The organism is Enterococcus sp. DIV1096b (assembly GCF_050498765.1).
In the GTDB taxonomy this organism is placed as follows: Bacteria; Bacillota; Bacilli; order Lactobacillales; family Enterococcaceae; genus Enterococcus_D; species Enterococcus_D entomosocium.
In genome coordinates, this window is the sequence record NZ_JBMHEK010000001.1 from 3230346 (window position 1) to 3245986 (window position 15641).

General features: G+C 48.1%; 7 protein-coding genes, 26 tRNA genes, 3 rRNA genes, 1 riboswitch and 1 other annotated feature (1 of these 38 only partly in view). Of the genes, 3 read left to right on the forward strand and 33 right to left on the reverse strand.

Annotated elements, in window-relative coordinates; translation table 11 throughout:
- Window positions 1–5 (reverse strand) — a binding site (T-box leader) (it extends 215 nt beyond the left edge of the window).
- A 42-nt stretch (window positions 6–47) separates the two neighbouring features.
- Complete coding sequence (locus IGJ17_RS15115) at window positions 48–1748, reverse strand: LysM peptidoglycan-binding domain-containing protein (protein ID WP_144331057.1); 1701 nt, start codon at window positions 1746–1748, stop codon at window positions 48–50.
- A 291-nt stretch (window positions 1749–2039) separates the two neighbouring features.
- Here IGJ17_RS15115 and IGJ17_RS15120 point away from each other — a divergent pair, with 291 nt between their 5' ends.
- From IGJ17_RS15120 to IGJ17_RS15130, 3 genes are read left to right on the forward strand one after another with little or no spacing between them, the layout of a single operon-like run.
- Complete coding sequence (locus tag IGJ17_RS15120) at window positions 2040–2690, forward strand: phosphatase PAP2 family protein (protein ID WP_008382009.1); 651 nt, start codon at window positions 2040–2042, stop codon at window positions 2688–2690.
- 14 nt (window positions 2691–2704) lie between these two features.
- Entirely contained in the window at window positions 2705–3688 is a 984-nt protein-coding gene (locus tag IGJ17_RS15125) for a TIGR01212 family radical SAM protein (RefSeq protein ID WP_144331058.1), read from the forward strand.
- Window positions 3663–4241, forward strand: coding sequence for a tRNA (mnm(5)s(2)U34)-methyltransferase (locus IGJ17_RS15130; protein ID WP_185953789.1), 579 nt, complete (start codon window positions 3663–3665; stop codon window positions 4239–4241). The genes IGJ17_RS15125 and IGJ17_RS15130 overlap by 26 nt, the downstream gene beginning before the upstream one ends.
- 24 nt (window positions 4242–4265) lie before the next feature.
- On the opposite strand, the gene IGJ17_RS15135 is transcribed toward IGJ17_RS15130, so the two are convergent.
- The 32 genes from IGJ17_RS15135 to IGJ17_RS15290 form a co-directional block, all read right to left on the reverse strand.
- A complete protein-coding gene (locus tag IGJ17_RS15135) occupies window positions 4266–5045 on the reverse strand; it encodes an alpha/beta hydrolase (protein WP_005227672.1) in 780 nt (259 codons plus the stop codon).
- A 22-nt stretch (window positions 5046–5067) separates the two neighbouring features.
- Entirely contained in the window at window positions 5068–6525 is a 1458-nt protein-coding gene (locus tag IGJ17_RS15140; protein ID WP_005233363.1) for an MDR family MFS transporter, read from the reverse strand.
- Between the two features lie 66 nt (window positions 6526–6591).
- Complete coding sequence (gene metK / locus IGJ17_RS15145) at window positions 6592–7776, reverse strand: methionine adenosyltransferase (protein WP_042890485.1); 1185 nt, start codon at window positions 7774–7776, stop codon at window positions 6592–6594.
- A riboswitch (SMK box riboswitch) is annotated at window positions 7774–7855 on the reverse strand. Its footprint overlaps the gene before it by 3 nt.
- A 91-nt stretch (window positions 7856–7946) precedes the next feature.
- Window positions 7947–8018: transfer RNA gene (locus tag IGJ17_RS15150), tRNA-Glu, on the reverse strand.
- Between the two features lie 15 nt (window positions 8019–8033).
- A tRNA-Ile gene (locus IGJ17_RS15155) sits at window positions 8034–8107 on the reverse strand.
- Window positions 8108–8123: 16 nt separating this feature from the next.
- Window positions 8124–8194: transfer RNA gene (locus tag IGJ17_RS15160), tRNA-Gly, on the reverse strand.
- A gap of 7 nt (window positions 8195–8201) precedes the next feature.
- Window positions 8202–8274, reverse strand: a tRNA-Phe gene (locus tag IGJ17_RS15165).
- 8 nt (window positions 8275–8282) lie between these two features.
- Window positions 8283–8356: transfer RNA gene (locus tag IGJ17_RS15170), tRNA-Asp, on the reverse strand.
- Between the two features lie 39 nt (window positions 8357–8395).
- A tRNA-Met gene (locus IGJ17_RS15175) sits at window positions 8396–8469 on the reverse strand.
- A 66-nt stretch (window positions 8470–8535) separates the two neighbouring features.
- Window positions 8536–8625, reverse strand: a tRNA-Ser gene (locus IGJ17_RS15180).
- A gap of 12 nt (window positions 8626–8637) precedes the next feature.
- A tRNA-Glu gene (locus tag IGJ17_RS15185) sits at window positions 8638–8709 on the reverse strand.
- A 10-nt stretch (window positions 8710–8719) separates the two neighbouring features.
- Window positions 8720–8807 (reverse strand) — tRNA-Ser (locus IGJ17_RS15190).
- 21 nt (window positions 8808–8828) lie between these two features.
- A tRNA-Ile gene (locus IGJ17_RS15195) sits at window positions 8829–8902 on the reverse strand.
- Between the two features lie 17 nt (window positions 8903–8919).
- Window positions 8920–8990 (reverse strand) — tRNA-Gly (locus IGJ17_RS15200).
- A 1-nt stretch (window position 8991) separates the two neighbouring features.
- Window positions 8992–9068, reverse strand: a tRNA-Asp gene (locus IGJ17_RS15205).
- 38 nt (window positions 9069–9106) lie between these two features.
- Window positions 9107–9180 (reverse strand) — tRNA-Met (locus tag IGJ17_RS15210).
- A gap of 66 nt (window positions 9181–9246) precedes the next feature.
- Window positions 9247–9336 (reverse strand) — tRNA-Ser (locus IGJ17_RS15215).
- 26 nt (window positions 9337–9362) lie between these two features.
- Window positions 9363–9436: transfer RNA gene (locus IGJ17_RS15220), tRNA-Ile, on the reverse strand.
- Between the two features lie 14 nt (window positions 9437–9450).
- Window positions 9451–9524 (reverse strand) — tRNA-Met (locus IGJ17_RS15225).
- Window positions 9525–9552: 28 nt separating this feature from the next.
- Window positions 9553–9625 (reverse strand) — tRNA-Ala (locus tag IGJ17_RS15230).
- A gap of 13 nt (window positions 9626–9638) precedes the next feature.
- Window positions 9639–9712 (reverse strand) — tRNA-Pro (locus IGJ17_RS15235).
- Window positions 9713–9721: 9 nt separating this feature from the next.
- Window positions 9722–9795, reverse strand: a tRNA-Arg gene (locus IGJ17_RS15240).
- 11 nt (window positions 9796–9806) lie between these two features.
- Window positions 9807–9892 (reverse strand) — tRNA-Leu (locus IGJ17_RS15245).
- Window positions 9893–9910: 18 nt separating this feature from the next.
- Window positions 9911–9982 (reverse strand) — tRNA-Gly (locus IGJ17_RS15250).
- 10 nt (window positions 9983–9992) lie between these two features.
- Window positions 9993–10065 (reverse strand) — tRNA-Thr (locus IGJ17_RS15255).
- A gap of 7 nt (window positions 10066–10072) precedes the next feature.
- A tRNA-Leu gene (locus IGJ17_RS15260) sits at window positions 10073–10154 on the reverse strand.
- 14 nt (window positions 10155–10168) lie between these two features.
- A tRNA-Lys gene (locus tag IGJ17_RS15265) sits at window positions 10169–10241 on the reverse strand.
- A 3-nt stretch (window positions 10242–10244) separates the two neighbouring features.
- Window positions 10245–10317 (reverse strand) — tRNA-Val (locus IGJ17_RS15270).
- 16 nt (window positions 10318–10333) lie between these two features.
- A 5S ribosomal RNA gene (gene rrf / locus IGJ17_RS15275) occupies window positions 10334–10449 on the reverse strand.
- Between the two features lie 80 nt (window positions 10450–10529).
- Window positions 10530–13444: ribosomal RNA gene (locus IGJ17_RS15280) — 23S ribosomal RNA — on the reverse strand.
- Between the two features lie 179 nt (window positions 13445–13623).
- A tRNA-Ala gene (locus IGJ17_RS15285) sits at window positions 13624–13696 on the reverse strand.
- A 76-nt stretch (window positions 13697–13772) separates the two neighbouring features.
- Window positions 13773–15332: ribosomal RNA gene (locus IGJ17_RS15290) — 16S ribosomal RNA — on the reverse strand.
- The 16S, 23S and 5S rRNA genes sit together here with 26 tRNA genes alongside, the layout of an rRNA operon.
- Window positions 15333–15641: the final 309 nt, after the last annotated feature.

A 15641-nucleotide genomic window follows, 5' to 3' on the forward strand; every position in this document is an offset into this window, starting at 1 on the left:
AAAGTTTCTTTGCACTTATCCTAACAAAAATCATTAGGAATAGCAATCTATTTTACCCTAACTGTTTGTCCTGGGTAAATAAAGTTATTTTGAATATTGTTCCATTGAATAAATTGATCCGTCGTGATGCCAAACTTATCTGCGATCCCCCAAACGGAATCACCCGATGCGACCTTGTAAGTACCATTTGTCGCTGAAGTGCTGGTAGTAGCTGCCGTGCCGCCTTGCTTGACGACCACCTTTTGTCCTGGATAGATAAAATCATTTTTGATGTTGTTCCAGTTGCGGAATTGGTCCATCGAAATCCCGTGTTTATTGGCAACTGACCAGACTGAATCCCCCGCTGCCACCGTATAGGTGTTGCCTGCAGCACTGCTGCTGGTTTGGCTGCTGACGGTCGTGCTCGTTGTTGTACTTGTCCTCGTTGCGGAACTACCACTGACGACAACTTTTTGTCCTGGGTAGACAAAATCATTTTTGATATTGTTCAAACTGCGAAATTGATCCATGGAGATCCCATGTTTGTTGGCGATCGACCAGACTGAATCACCCGCTGCAACTGTATAGGTACCGCCACTGCTTTGGCTAGCAGTTGATGCAGTGCTGACGGTCGTGGTACTGCTGGTATTCGTAGACGAACCACCGCTGACGACAACTTTTTGTCCTGGGTAGACAAAGTCATTTTTGATATTGTTCAAACTGCGGAATTGATCCATTGAAATCCCATGTTTATTGGCGATCGACCAGACTGAATCACCAGAAACTACGGTATAGGTGTTGCCTGATGTAGTTGCTGAAGTATTACGATTGACGATCGATACCGTAGAAGTTGCCGAAGTGCTTTGGGTGCTGCCGTTAACTTTCAACGTTTGCCCTGGATAAACAAAATCATTTTTGATGTTGTTCAAGCTGCGCAACTGGTCCATGGAGATGCCATGTTTGTTAGCGATCGACCATACAGAGTCGCCCGAAGCGACTGTATACGTTTGACTGCCGCTCGTGCTGACAGCCGCCGTTGTAGTCGTAGTATTGGTTGATGCGCTAGCTGTGGCACCACCACCGGCATTGCCAGAAGCAGGTGTGTCGTATTGCGTCAAACCAAATTGTTGGATCACTGCATTCAGGGAAGAAGCATAATTGGGTGCAGTCGCATAGCGGCCTGCTAGCCATGCGGTTGCATCAAGATATGAAGTCGTATTGCTTTTCCAAGCGCCAGAATAATATGAAACGCCGCTTTGTAAAGAGGTTGAGCGTAAAGTACGTGCGTTATCTTCGAATGATTGCGTGTATGATGGGTAGCGCTTAAAGGGTTCATTCATAGTCAACCATTGATTGTTCAAGTACTCCAAAGTACTCATATAAACGGTTTGACCGTTGTAGCTGCCTTTGATCCCGAATAGATTATAATTCGGTGCTTTTGATAAACTGCTTCGGCCCCAACCACTTTCTAAAATGGCTTGTGCGATCATCACAGAAGCATATAAATCGTTGGCTTGTGCCACGGGCTGAGCGTAAGTAGCGATTTCGGCAATAAATGCGGAAGTATTCGGCGCGGCAAAATTGCTAGTAGAAACTTGGGCGATCGAGGTCTCTACGGCTTCTGCTTGAACCGATGACACCAATGGAGCTACAACAGAGCAAGCAGTCAGTGTCGTTCCTAAAACAACTGCACTTTTTTTGATCACTCGATACTTATCGCCCGATTGGTCTGCTTGACGATGTACTTTTCTTGATTGACTCGTGTTCATGTCCGTTATTCCTCCGTTTTTTCCTTATAGTGAACGTAGGTTTAGTATACAATTTCTTAAGAATTTATAAAAGGTATTTGAGCCGATTTCAGAAACTGTAAACTCTTTGTAATCAAACGAACATTTATTGAAATGAAGAGTTTGTATTTAACCCAACGAAAAATATTCCTTGGCAGTGGGATGCTCCCTGAATGGTTCCCTGCTTTTTCCGTCTTGCGATAAATGCTATAATACCTTCTAGATGTCTCTTTGCTTGAAGGGACAGAAATTCTCTAGAAACGAGGCTTTTCCATGCATAAAAAACTTTATTTTCAATTTGCCGGCAGCTGCTTTTTACTGCTGTTCGTTTTTCTCGGCTATCTCGTGAAATTTTATCCTACTTGGTTGGTCTCCTTTGACGAAACCTTGACTCGCATCATCCGCACCGGCTATCCATTTTGGACACCGTTTTTTCTATGGGTCACAAAATTTGCGAATCCTACCACGATCATCTTGCTCTTTCTTGCTGTTTTAGCCGTTTTAGTGATCAATAAATATTATGCAGAAGCACTATGGCTCAGTATCGGCACCATCGGGATTGCCGGGCTCTTTAATCCATTGATCAAACTGGTCTTTTTACGGGAGCGACCAACCCTTGAACACTTAGTCACGGAATCAAGTTTTAGTTTCCCCAGCGGACACTCGACAGGCAGTATGGTTTTTTATGGGACATTGCTCTTCTTGGTCCCGGTTTTCTTCAAGCAGCCTTTTTGGCAATGGGGACTCCGTATTCTGCTAGGCCTATTGATCAGTTGTATCGGCATCAGCCGCATCTATGTTGGCGTGCATTTTCCCAGTGATGTGTTAGGCGGTTTTTGTGTCGGCCTGTCTTGGCTACTGTTGACCTACCCTTACTACTTGCAAAAACGTTTTGTCTGGCGCTTCACGCGTAAACAATTATAAAAGAAGGTAAAAAAATGAATCCATTTCCTTATGCAGAAGATAAAAACAAACGATACCATTCATGGAACTTTGCTTTGCGGCAAGAATTTGGCGAAAAAATCTTTAAAGTTCCCATCGATGCGGGCTTCGACTGCCCCAATCGTGACGGCACCGTTGCCAAAGGCGGCTGTACATTTTGCAGTGTGTCCGGCTCTGGCGATATGATCGTAGCACCTGAAGCCCCGCTACCAGAGCAGTTTGAAAAAGAGATCGCCATGATGCACAAAAAGTGGCCGCAAGTGGACAAATACATTGTCTATTTTCAAAATTTTACGAACACCCACGCACCGGTGGCAGTGATCCGCGAGCGCTTCGAGCAAGTACTGACACTACCTGGTGTTGTCGGGATCTCCATTGGGACCCGACCAGACTGCTTACCAGCAGATGTCGTTGACTATCTGGCAGAGCTCAATCAACGCTTTTATGTATGGGTCGAATTAGGACTGCAAACGACTTTTGAAACCACGAGCAATGCCATCAACCGCGCCCATGATTATCAAACCTACTTAGACGGCGTCGCCAGCCTGCGCAAACACAATATTCGTGTCTGTACCCATTTGATCAATGGCCTGCCAGGCGAGACGATCGAGATGATGCAAGAAAACGTCCGACGCACCATTCAAGATTCTGATATCCAAGGCATCAAACTGCACCTGCTGCATTTGATGCGCAATACTCGGATGCTGCGGGATTATCATGAGGGACGTTTGCAATTGATGCGGCGCGATACCTATGTGTCATTGATCTGCGATCAGTTAGAAATGATCCCCCCAGAGATCATCATTCATCGCTTGACAGGCGATGCACCATGGGATTCTCTGGTAGGTCCAATGTGGAGTTTGAAAAAATGGGAAGTCTTGAATGAGATCGATCAAGAAATGCTACGCCGCAACTCCTATCAAGGGAAATTCAACGTGCGAAAGGAGCTTGTCAATGCTGCCGACCGCCATGCATTATAGCCACACCCTTTTAAAAGAAGTTCTGCAACCGGGACAAACCGCCGTTGATGCCACGATGGGCAACGGCTTCGACACGGAATTACTGGCTTCCTTAGTTGGACCGACTGGTCAGGTGTTTGCTTTTGATATTCAAGAACAAGCCCTCCAAGCCACCAAAAAACGTTTGACTGAAAAAGAGCTGTTGGCGCAAGTCCAGCTGATCCATCAAGGCCATGAGACGTTGGCAGATGTTGTGAGCGGTCCGGTTCACGCCGCCATTTTCAATTTAGGCTACTTGCCGAAAGGGGACAAAGCGATCATCACGCTGCCTGATACAACGAAAACGGCTTTAGAAGCTTTACTGACACGTTTAGCCCCGAAAGGTAGAATCATCCTCGTCTGCTATTATGGACACGCTGGCGGCGAAGCAGAGCTGAAAGAAGTCCACTCCTTTTGTCAGCAGCTGCCGCAAGAGGAATATAATGTCCTTTCCTATCAATTTATCAATCAGCGCAACCAGCCGCCGATCTTATTTTGTATCGAACGAAAAAACCATCAGTCCTCGGCACGTTAAGGTGTCGATCGACTGATGGTTTTTTTATTCACTAAAAAGCCATTGCAGGACTCGTTGGATCCATTGATCCCAAAAATTCCAATCATGATCCCCAGTTCCCGATTCAAACGTTACGGCTAGTTTGCGTTTTTGCAGCTTATCCACCGCATATTCACTTGCCGGATACAGCTGATCCTCGGTTCCACAGCTAATAAAAAAGCGCGGCGCGGTGCTTGGATCGATGGTCTCAATCAGATGGATCAAATCATTTTCTGACCCTTTGAATTGCTCTAAAGGGCCAAAGATTCCTTCCCAATAAGCTTGGCTTCGCAGCTGCAGCAAGGAATCCATGCTTTCAGCCAGCGCTAATGCGCCAGACAAAGACGCTACCGCCGCAAACTGGTCAGGCTTGCGCAGCCCAAGTTTTACTGCCCCATAGCCCCCCATCGAGAGACCTGCTGCAAAAGTTTTTTCTCGTTTTTGCGTCAGTTGAGGAAACAGTTCATGACAAATTTGTGGTAATTCTTCGGCGATAAACGTCCAATACTTCATTTCGTAGGTCGTATCGGTATACCAGCCCAGATCAGTAGACGGCATGATGACCGCTAGTTGATACTCTGCGGCATATCGCTCGATCGACGTCCGTCGCTGCCAGACACTATGATTTCCGTTCATCCCATGCAATAAATAAAGCACCGGGAGATCTGTGCCCGTCGATTGGCTTTGCGTACCGATTTTTTTCTTGGTACTTTGAGGCAAGATCACATCGATCATTACCTCCATTTCAAGAACATTTGAATAGATATTTGCTTGTAAAAAAGCCATACAATCACCTGCGATCCTTTTTTTATATTGTACCAGATTCTCGCGAAATCGTGCGGGTCAAACCAATCGCTAGCACAATGAGTAAAACACCGATCCCAAAAACCCAGTGTAGACCGCTATAAAGAATCTCCCGTAATTGCCCTAATAAGGCTGTTGGCAGCTGACGCGCGGCGGCTGGATCAACCAGCTGATTCATGACACTGCTGTCAGTGACTTGCGCCTGTGCCAAGCCCACGCTATTGCTGGTGTTTAAAACGATACCGAAGACCGCCACCATAATGGTTTGCCCAATCGTTCGCAGCAGCGTATTGAAAGAAGTCGCCACGCCGACTTGGGTGGGTGCAACGCTGGTTTGGGCAGTAACGGTACAAACCACCATCGTTGCCCCTAATCCGACGCCCGTAATAGAAGAAATCACCAAGAACAACCAGAATGATGTCTGTGCCGGTGTCAAAAACAACCACAAGGCACCGGTAGCCGTGATCACTAAGCTAACCGTCAAGACCCAACTGACACTGTGTTGTGTCAACCAACGGCTGGCTAAGAAGGAACCAATCATCCATAAAATCGACAACGGTGCCAACACAAGCCCGCCAATCCCCGCACTCATGCCTAAGACCCCTTGCATCCACATTGGGATATAAACATCGATCCCCATCAGGAAGCCGCTAGCCAAAGCTGCTACGATGTTGACCACCACAAATAGTTTTGAGTGGAACAGCTTCAGATCAATAATCGGATCTGCTGCTTTTTTCTCCACACGAATGAAGCCGATAAACGTGAGGACAGAAAAAACGAACAGACCGATAACAGGCAGACTTACACCATAATCTCCTAGCAATTGGAAGCCTAGCAGGAGCCCTACTAACGTCAACATCAACAAGAGACTGCCTGCATAATCAATGTTGACTGCAGCAAAGGCCTTTTTTTCTTCATGAAAATAAAACCAAATTAAGGCGATCAACCCTAATCCGATGGGCACGTTGATAAAGAAGATCCAATGCCACCCGATCGTATCTACGATCAATCCACCGGCTAAGGGACCAACGACACTGGCGATCCCCCAAGCAGTACTATTGAGCCCTAAGACTTTCGCCCGCTTTTCAACAGGATACAGGTCCGCAATGATCGTTAGGGCAACGGGCATCATGGCCCCTGCGCCTAATCCTTGCAATGCTCTGGCAATGATCAACGTCAACATTGTGTTGGCCATCCCACAAAACGCCGACCCGATAATAAACAGCAGCGTACCAAATAGAAAGACTGGTTTGCGGCCGATATTATCGGCAAACTTGCCGTAGATCGGGGTCAACATCGCACTGGTCAAAAGATAGATCGAGAAGACCCAGTTCATGATCTCGATTCCTTTCAATGAACTAACGATGGTAGGCATCGCTGTCGTAATGATCGTTCCTTCGATCGCGGTCATAAACGTTGCGACAAAAACTGCAATAGTGACTAATTTTACATTGGTTCGCATGTAACTCCTCCTTTTACTCCAAAAAAAAGAACCTCTATTGATAGTCATCAATAGAGGTCGCCTCTTTTAATCCTTCACACTTGCCAAAAGTGCCGCCACCTTGTCGGTGCGTTCCCATGGCAAATCGATATCTGTACGACCGAAATGTCCGTAAGCGGCAGTCTGACGATAAATCGGACGGCGCAAATCTAACATTTCAATAATTCCTGCTGGTCGCAAATCAAAGTTTTCCCGCACCGCTTGAATCAAGCGATCGTTACTGACGGTTCCTGTACCAAAAGTGTTGATGCTGATCGACACGGGTTGTGCCACACCGATCGCATAGGCTAATTGGACTTCCACTTTTTTGGCTAGCTTTGCTGCTACGATGTTTTTGGCAATGTAGCGAGCCGCATAGCTGGCTGAACGGTCAACTTTGGTTGCGTCTTTTCCAGAAAACGCACCGCCACCATGACGAGCATAGCCGCCATAAGTATCAACGATGATTTTTCTGCCTGTCAAACCGGCATCCCCTTGAGGACCGCCGATCACAAAACGACCAGTAGGATTAATATAATATTTTGTCTGCTCGTCTAAAAAATCGGCAGGGATCACTTCTTTGATCACTTTTTCAATGACATCACGGTGGATCGTTTCATTATCAGCCGCATCATCATGCTGGGTACTAATAACGACGGTGTCCACTCTTTGTGGTTGATCGTTATCATCATATTCAACAGTTACTTGCGATTTTGCATCTGGACGCAAGTAGCTTAGTTCATTGTTTTTACGCAACTCTGCTAATCGACGGACTAACCGATGACTCAATGCGATTGGTAAAGGCATCAATTCAGGTGTTTCATCAACGGCAAAACCAAACATCAAGCCTTGGTCACCGGCACCGATATCTTCTTTATCCGTTTCTCCGCGACTTTCTAAAGCATCGTCAACGCCTTGAGCGATATCTGGTGATTGCTCATCGATCGCTACTAAAACAGCAACCGTATCGCCGTCAAAGCCGAATTTTGCTCGTGTATAGCCGATTTCTTTGATGGTTTCACGGACGACTTTTTGGATATCTACGTAAGCAGAAGTAGAAATTTCTCCAAAAACTAAAACCAATCCGGTGGTAACTGACGTTTCACAAGCAACCCGAGCCATTGGATCTTCGGCAAGCAACGCATCTAAGATGGCATCACTGATTTGGTCGGCTACTTTGTCTGGGTGTCCTTCTGAAACGGACTCTGATGTAAATAAGTGTTTCTCTGTCATTTTTGTATTCCCCCTAATATATGTTTCGGTTACAAGGCATCTTCGCAGCTGCGAATCCTTTCGGGAACTTGCAACGGACTGATTATAACAAATTTTGACCCTTCGTAGTTGAAAAATGATAAAAAAGATCATTTTTGGGTAATAAAAAAACACTCTCAAGAGTGTTTGCATGATCCGTACGGGATTCGAACCCGTGTTACCGCCGTGAAAGGGCGGTGTCTTAACCGCTTGACCAACGGACCAGTTTGAAAATGTAATGGGCCTAAATGGACTCGAACCATCGACCTCACGCTTATCAGGCGTGCGCTCTAACCAGCTGAGCTATAGGCCCTAAATAAAAAATGCAAAGCGGGTGACGAGAATCGAACTCGCGACAACAGCTTGGAAGGCTGTAGTTTTACCACTAAACTACACCCGCATTCCTATGGCGCGGGACAGAATCGAACTGCCGACACATGGAGCTTCAATCCATTGCTCTACCAACTGAGCTACCGAGCCAAAAACAACGGTCTGGACGGGACTCGAACCCGCGACCTCCTGCGTGACAGGCAGGCATTCTAACCAACTGAACTACCAAACCAGAAGCTTTGTATTGCTGCTTTGCCGTTAAACAAAGCGATTGCGGGAGCAGGATTTGAACCTACGACCTTCGGGTTATGAGCCCGACGAGCTACCAGACTGCTCCATCCCGCGATAAGTAATTACTTTTCAGTAATTAAAGGACTGTGATTCTTTTGCTCGCAACAAAAGAGACAGTTAAGGAGGATAAGGGATTCGAACCCTTGCACGGTTTTACCCGCCTGACGGTTTTCAAGACCGTTCCCTTCAGCCGGACTTGGGTAATCCTCCAAAAGTAAAAAATGATCCGTACGGGATTCGAACCCGTGTTACCGCCGTGAAAGGGCGGTGTCTTAACCACTTGACCAACGGACCAATAAAAAAACGGAGAAGGAGGGATTTGAACCCTCGCGCCGGTTTCCCGACCTACACCCTTAGCAGGGGCGCCTCTTCAGCCACTTGAGTACTTCCCCAAATGTATGACTACATTTTGATGGGCCTAAATGGACTCGAACCATCGACCTCACGCTTATCAGGCGTGCGCTCTAACCAGCTGAGCTATAGGCCCCAAAAAATAAAAGCTAAAGCGGGTGACGAGAATCGAACTCGCGACAACAGCTTGGAAGGCTGTGGTTTTACCACTAAACTACACCCGCATGGCGGTCTGGACGGGACTCGAACCCGCGACCTCCTGCGTGACAGGCAGGCATTCTAACCAACTGAACTACCAAACCATATTTAGCTTTTATTGCGCTTTTGAAAACAAAAGCAATTGCGGGAGCAGGATTTGAACCTACGACCTTCGGGTTATGAGCCCGACGAGCTACCAGACTGCTCCATCCCGCGATAAGTAATTACTTTTCAGTAATTAAAGGACTGTGATTCTTTTGCTCGCAACAAAAGAGACAGTTAAGGAGGATAAGGGATTCGAACCCTTGCACGGTTTTACCCGCCTGACGGTTTTCAAGACCGTTCCCTTCAGCCGGACTTGGGTAATCCTCCATAATAAAACAGATACAATGCCACAATGGACCTTGTAGGACTCGAACCTACGACCGGACGGTTATGAGCCGTCTGCTCTAACCAACTGAGCTAAAGGTCCAGGCTCTTAAAAAATCGCGGCGGAGGGGATCGAACCCCCGACCTCCCGGGTATGAACCGGACGCTCTAGCCAGCTGAGCTACACCGCGTAAAAAAGAATCATTTATTCAAATGATATGGAGCCTAGCGGGATCGAACCGCTGACCTCCTGCGTGCAAAGCAGGCGCTCTCCCAGCTGAGCTAAGGCCCCTTTTGTAAAAGTATCGGGAAGACAGGATTCGAACCTGCGACCCCTTGGTCCCAAACCAAGTGCTCTACCAAGCTGAGCTACTTCCCGTTATTAAAGCGCGCCCAAGAGGAGTCGAACCCCTAACCTTTTGATCCGTAGTCAAACACTCTATCCAATTGAGCTATGGGCGCATATTAAGAAATGCCGAGGACCGGAATCGAACCGGTACGGTGATCACTCACCGCAGGATTTTAAGTCCTGTGCGTCTGCCAGTTCCGCCACCCCGGCTGAAAATTGCTAAGGCAAAGCGGAAAACGGGGTTCGAACCCGCGACCCCCACCTTGGCAAGGTGGTGCTCTACCACTGAGCTATTTCCGCGTATTCCTGATGCCGGCTAAAGGACTTGAACCCTCGACCCTCTGATTACAAATCAGATGCTCTACCAACTGAGCTAAGCCGGCAATGAAGTGCGGGTGAAGGGACTTGAACCCCCACGCCCGAAGGCGCTAGATCCTAAATCTAGTGCGTCTGCCAATTCCGCCACACCCGCATAGGTTATTACTATGAGTCGTACAGGGCTCGAACCTGTGACCCTCTGATTAAAAGTCAGATGCTCTACCAACTGAGCTAACGACTCATATGGGGGTTAACGGGATCGAACCGCTGACCCTCTGCTTGTAAGGCAGATGCTCTCCCAGCTGAGCTAAACCCCCATAAGGTAAAAAAAACGCGTGGCGACGTCCTACTCTCACAAAGGGAAACCCTTCACTACAATCGGCGCTAAGAAGCTTAACTTCTGTGTTCGGCATGGTTACAGGTGTATCCTTCTTGCTATCGCCACCACACTATTCAATTGAGTAAGTGTTGCTCACTCAAAACTGGATCGAAGAAATCAAAACGCTACGAGTTTACGTGCTTTTTCTTTTTGGTTAAGTCCTCGATCGATTAGTATCAGTCCGCTCCAACCATCACTGGCCTTCCACTTCTGACCTATCTACCTGATCATCTCTCAGGGATCTTACTTTCTTAAAGAAATGGGAAATCTCATCTTGAGGTGGGCTTCACACTTAGATGCTTTCAGCGTTTATCCCTTCCCTACATAGCTACCCAGCGATGCCTCTGGCGAGACAACTGGTACACCAGCGGTAAGTCCATCCCGGTCCTCTCGTACTAAGGACAGCTCCTCTCAAATTTCCAACGCCCGCGACGGATAGGGACCGAACTGTCTCACGACGTTCTGAACCCAGCTCGCGTGCCGCTTTAATGGGCGAACAGCCCAACCCTTGGGACCGACTACAGCCCCAGGATGCGACGAGCCGACATCGAGGTGCCAAACCTCCCCGTCGATGTGGACTCTTGGGGGAGATAAGCCTGTTATCCCCAGGGTAGCTTTTATCCGTTGAGCGATGGCCCTTCCATGCGGAACCACCGGATCACTAAGCCCGACTTTCGTCCCTGCTCGAGTTGTAGCTCTCGCAGTCAAGCTCCCTTCTGCCTTTACACTCTTCGAATGATTTCCAACCATTCTGAGGGAACCTTTGGGCGCCTCCGTTACCTTTTAGGAGGCGACCGCCCCAGTCAAACTGCCCATCTGACACTGTCTCCCAGCCCGATAAGGGCTGCGGGTTAGAGTGGCCATAACGCAAGGGTAGTATCCCACCATTGCCTCCATCGAAACTGGCGTCCCGATCTCTACGGCTCCTACCTATCCTGTACATGCGGTACAGACACTCAATATCAAACTACAGTAAAGCTCCATGGGGTCTTTCCGTCCTGTCGCGGGTAACCTGCATCTTCACAGGTACTAAAATTTCACCGAGTCTCTCGTTGAGACAGTGCCCAAATCGTTACGCCTTTCGTGCGGGTCGGAACTTACCCGACAAGGAATTTCGCTACCTTAGGACCGTTATAGTTACGGCCGCCGTTTACTGGGGCTTCAATTCGTACCTTCGCTTACGCTAAGCACTCCTCTTAACCTTCCAGCACCGGGCAGGCGTCAGCCCCTATACGTCATCTTTCGATTTTGCAGAGACCTGTGTTTTTGATAAACAGTCGCTTGGGCCTATTCACTGCGGCTGCTCGTTAGAGCAGCACCCCTTCTCCCGAAGTTACGGGGTCATTTTGCCGAGTTCCTTAACGAGAGTTCTCTCGCTCACCTTAGGATTCTCTCCTCGACTACCTGTGTCGGTTTGCGGTACGGGCCGTTGTTTTCTCACTAGAAGCTTTTCTTGGCAGTGTGACATCAGAAGCTTCGGTACTATTATTTCCCTCCTCATCACAGCTTGTCCGTATAGGTAGAAGCATTTGACTCCTACCAAGACTTACTGCTTGAACAGACATATCCATCAGTCTGCACTTCTTAGCCTCCTGCGTCCCTCCATTGCTCAAACAAAAACAACGGGTACAGGAATATCAACCTGTTGTCCATCGCCTACGCCTGTCGGCCTCGGCTTAGGTCCCGACTAACCCTGGGCGGACGAGCCTTCCCCAGGAAACCTTAGTCATTCGGTGGACAGGATTCTCACCTGTCTTTCGCTACTCATACCGGCATTCTCACTTCTAAGCGCTCCAGCAGTCCTCACGATCTGCCTTCAACGCCCTTAGAACGCTCTCCTACCAATGCACCTAATGGTGCACTCCACAGCTTCGGTAAACTATTTAGCCCCGGTACATTTTCGGCGCAGGGTCACTCGACTAGTGAGCTATTACGCACTCTTTAAATGGTGGCTGCTTCTAAGCCAACATCCTAGTTGTCTGTGCAACCCCACATCCTTTTCCACTTAATAGTTATTTGGGGACCTTAGCTGGTGGTCTGGGCTGTTTCCCTTTCGACTATGGATCTTATCACTCACAGTCTGACTCCCGGATATGAATGAATGGCATTCGGAGTTTATCTGAATTCGGTAACCCGAGATGGGCCCCTAGTCCAAACAGTGCTCTACCTCCATCATTCTCAATTCCGAGGCTAGCCCTAAAGCTATTTCGGAGAGAACCAGCTATCTCCAAGTTCGTTTGGAATTTCTCCGCTACCCACACCTCATCCCCGCACTTTTCAACGTACGTGGGTTCGGTCCTCCAGTGCGTTTTACCGCACCTTCAACCTGGACATGGGTAGATCACATGGTTTCGGGTCTACGACAACATACTCATTCGCCCTATTCAGACTCGCTTTCGCTGCGGCTCCGTCTCTTCAACTTAACCTCGCATGCTATCGTAACTCGCCGGTTCATTCTACAAAAGGCACGCTATCACCCATTAACGGGCTCTAACTTGTTGTAGGCACACGGTTTCAGGATCTATTTCACTCCCCTTCCGGGGTGCTTTTCACCTTTCCCTCACGGTACTGGTTCACTATCGGTCACTAGGGAGTATTTAGCCTTGGGAGATGGTCCTCCCGGATTCCGACGGAATTCCTCGTGTTCCGCCGTACTCAGGATCCTCCTAGGTGTTATCCAAATTTCGCCTACGGGGTTTTTACCCTCTTTGACATACTTTTCCAAGTATTTCGACTATCTGAATAGACTACCATATCGGAGTCCTACAACCCCAACAAGCAAGCTTGTTGGTTTGGGCTTTTCCCGTTTCGCTCGCCGCTACTCAGGGAATCGAATTTTCTTTCTCTTCCTGCAGGTACTTAGATGTTTCAGTTCTCTGCGTCTACCTCGACTGCGCTATGTATTCACGCAGACGTAACATCCTATAAAAGATGCTGGGTTTCCCCATTCGGAAATCTCTGGATCATAGCTTACTTACAGCTCCCCAAAGCATATCGGTGTTAGTCCCGTCCTTCATCGGCTCCTAGTGCCAAGGCATCCACCGTGCGCCCTTATTCACTTAACCTTTGACCTTACGGTCGGTTTTGAGTACTTCTTCTAGCGATAGAAGGTTGCTCAAGAAAATAAGCGTTGAACTTATTAAAAAACTCTTTTAACATTTCAACTCGGTGTGTGTTACTTGTTTTGATTTTTTCTTCGATATCCAGTTTTCAATGAACAAAGCATAACGACCATTGTCGTTAATGGAGCCTAGCGGGATCGAACCGCTGACCTCCTGCGTGCAAAGCAGGCGCTCTCCCAGCTGAGCTAAGGCCCCGGGTATTTACTTGAGAGTAGACCTCTCAAAACTGAACAAAGGCAAACGATGTGTAGTCTTCCGAAATATTCCTTAGAAAGGAGGTGATCCAGCCGCACCTTCCGATACGGCTACCTTGTTACGACTTCACCCCAATCATCTATCCCACCTTAGGCGGCTGGCTCCAAAAAGGTTACCTCACCGACTTCGGGTGTTACAAACTCTCGTGGTGTGACGGGCGGTGTGTACAAGGCCCGGGAACGTATTCACCGCGGCGTGCTGATCCGCGATTACTAGCGATTCCGGCTTCATGTAGGCGAGTTGCAGCCTACAATCCGAACTGAGAGAAGCTTTAAGAGATTAGCTTAGCCTCGCGACTTCGCAACTCGTTGTACTTCCCATTGTAGCACGTGTGTAGCCCAGGTCATAAGGGGCATGATGATTTGACGTCATCCCCACCTTCCTCCGGTTTGTCACCGGCAGTCTCGCTAGAGTGCCCAACTAAATGATGGCAACTAACAATAAGGGTTGCGCTCGTTGCGGGACTTAACCCAACATCTCACGACACGAGCTGACGACAACCATGCACCACCTGTCACTTTGCCCCCGAAGGGGAAGCTCTATCTCTAGAGTGGTCAAAGGATGTCAAGACCTGGTAAGGTTCTTCGCGTTGCTTCGAATTAAACCACATGCTCCACCGCTTGTGCGGGCCCCCGTCAATTCCTTTGAGTTTCAACCTTGCGGTCGTACTCCCCAGGCGGAGTGCTTAATGCGTTTGCTGCAGCACTGAAGGGCGGAAACCCTCCAACACTTAGCACTCATCGTTTACGGCGTGGACTACCAGGGTATCTAATCCTGTTCGCTCCCCACGCTTTCGAGCCTCAGCGTCAGTTACAGACCAGAGAGCCGCCTTCGCCACTGGTGTTCCTCCATATATCTACGCATTTCACCGCTACACATGGAATTCCACTCTCCTCTTCTGCACTCAAGTCTCCCAGTTTCCAATGACCCTCCCCGGTTGAGCCGGGGGCTTTCACATCAGACTTAAGAAACCGCCTGCGCTCGCTTTACGCCCAATAAATCCGGACAACGCTTGCCACCTACGTATTACCGCGGCTGCTGGCACGTAGTTAGCCGTGGCTTTCTGGTTAGATACCGTCAAGGGATGAACGTTTTACTCTCATCCTTGTTCTTCTCTAACAACAGAGTTTTACGATCCGAAAACCTTCTTCACTCACGCGGCGTTGCTCGGTCAGACTTTCGTCCATTGCCGAAGATTCCCTACTGCTGCCTCCCGTAGGAGTCTGGGCCGTGTCTCAGTCCCAGTGTGGCCGATCACCCTCTCAGGTCGGCTATGCATCGTTGCCTTGGTGAGCCGTTACCTCACCAACTAGCTAATGCACCGCGGGTCCATCCATCAGTGACGCAAAAGCGCCTTTCAACTTTCTTCCATGCGGAAAATAGTGTTATACGGTATTAGCACCTGTTTCCAAGTGTTATCCCCTTCTGATGGGCAGGTTACCCACGTGTTACTCACCCGTTCGCCACTCTTTTTCTTTCGGTGGAGCAAGCTCCGGTGAAAGAAAAAGCGTTCGACTTGCATGTATTAGGCACGCCGCCAGCGTTCGTCCTGAGCCAGGATCAAACTCTCATAATGATTTGTTTGAATGACCATGCGGTCATTAAGCTCATAAAAATTAACTTTGCTAGCTATTGCTTGCATGTATTTGTTTCAATAAATTGAAACGTCCTACACATTGGTTCGTTTGCTTGCTTTGTTCAGTTTTCAAAGGTCTACAGTGCTGTGTTAGCAACTTTTATATCATATCAGAGTGACAGTTGATTGTCAACTCTTTTTTAAAAGTTTTTTTTCGCTCGTTGTTTTTCAACTTCGCAGCGGCTGTCTCAGCGACTTCATTAGAATAACAAATGATTTGTTATTTGTCAACAACTTTTTTTAATTAAT

Bases quoted from the DNA above. Each gene is read 5' to 3' on its own strand.
- IGJ17_RS15115 (WP_144331057.1), bottom strand. From the start codon at position 1,748: ATGAACACGAGTCAATCAAGAAAAGTACATCGTCAAGCAGACCAATCG.
- IGJ17_RS15120 (WP_008382009.1), top strand. From the start codon at position 2,040: ATGCATAAAAAACTTTATTTTCAATTTGCCGGCAGCTGCTTTTTACTG.
- IGJ17_RS15125 (WP_144331058.1), top strand. From the start codon at position 2,705: ATGAATCCATTTCCTTATGCAGAAGATAAAAACAAACGATACCATTCA.
- IGJ17_RS15130 (WP_185953789.1), top strand. From the start codon at position 3,663: ATGCTGCCGACCGCCATGCATTATAGCCACACCCTTTTAAAAGAAGTT.
- IGJ17_RS15135 (WP_005227672.1), bottom strand. From the start codon at position 5,045: ATGGCTTTTTTACAAGCAAATATCTATTCAAATGTTCTTGAAATGGAG.
- IGJ17_RS15140 (WP_005233363.1), bottom strand. From the start codon at position 6,525: ATGCGAACCAATGTAAAATTAGTCACTATTGCAGTTTTTGTCGCAACG.
- metK (WP_042890485.1), bottom strand. From the start codon at position 7,776: ATGACAGAGAAACACTTATTTACATCAGAGTCCGTTTCAGAAGGACAC.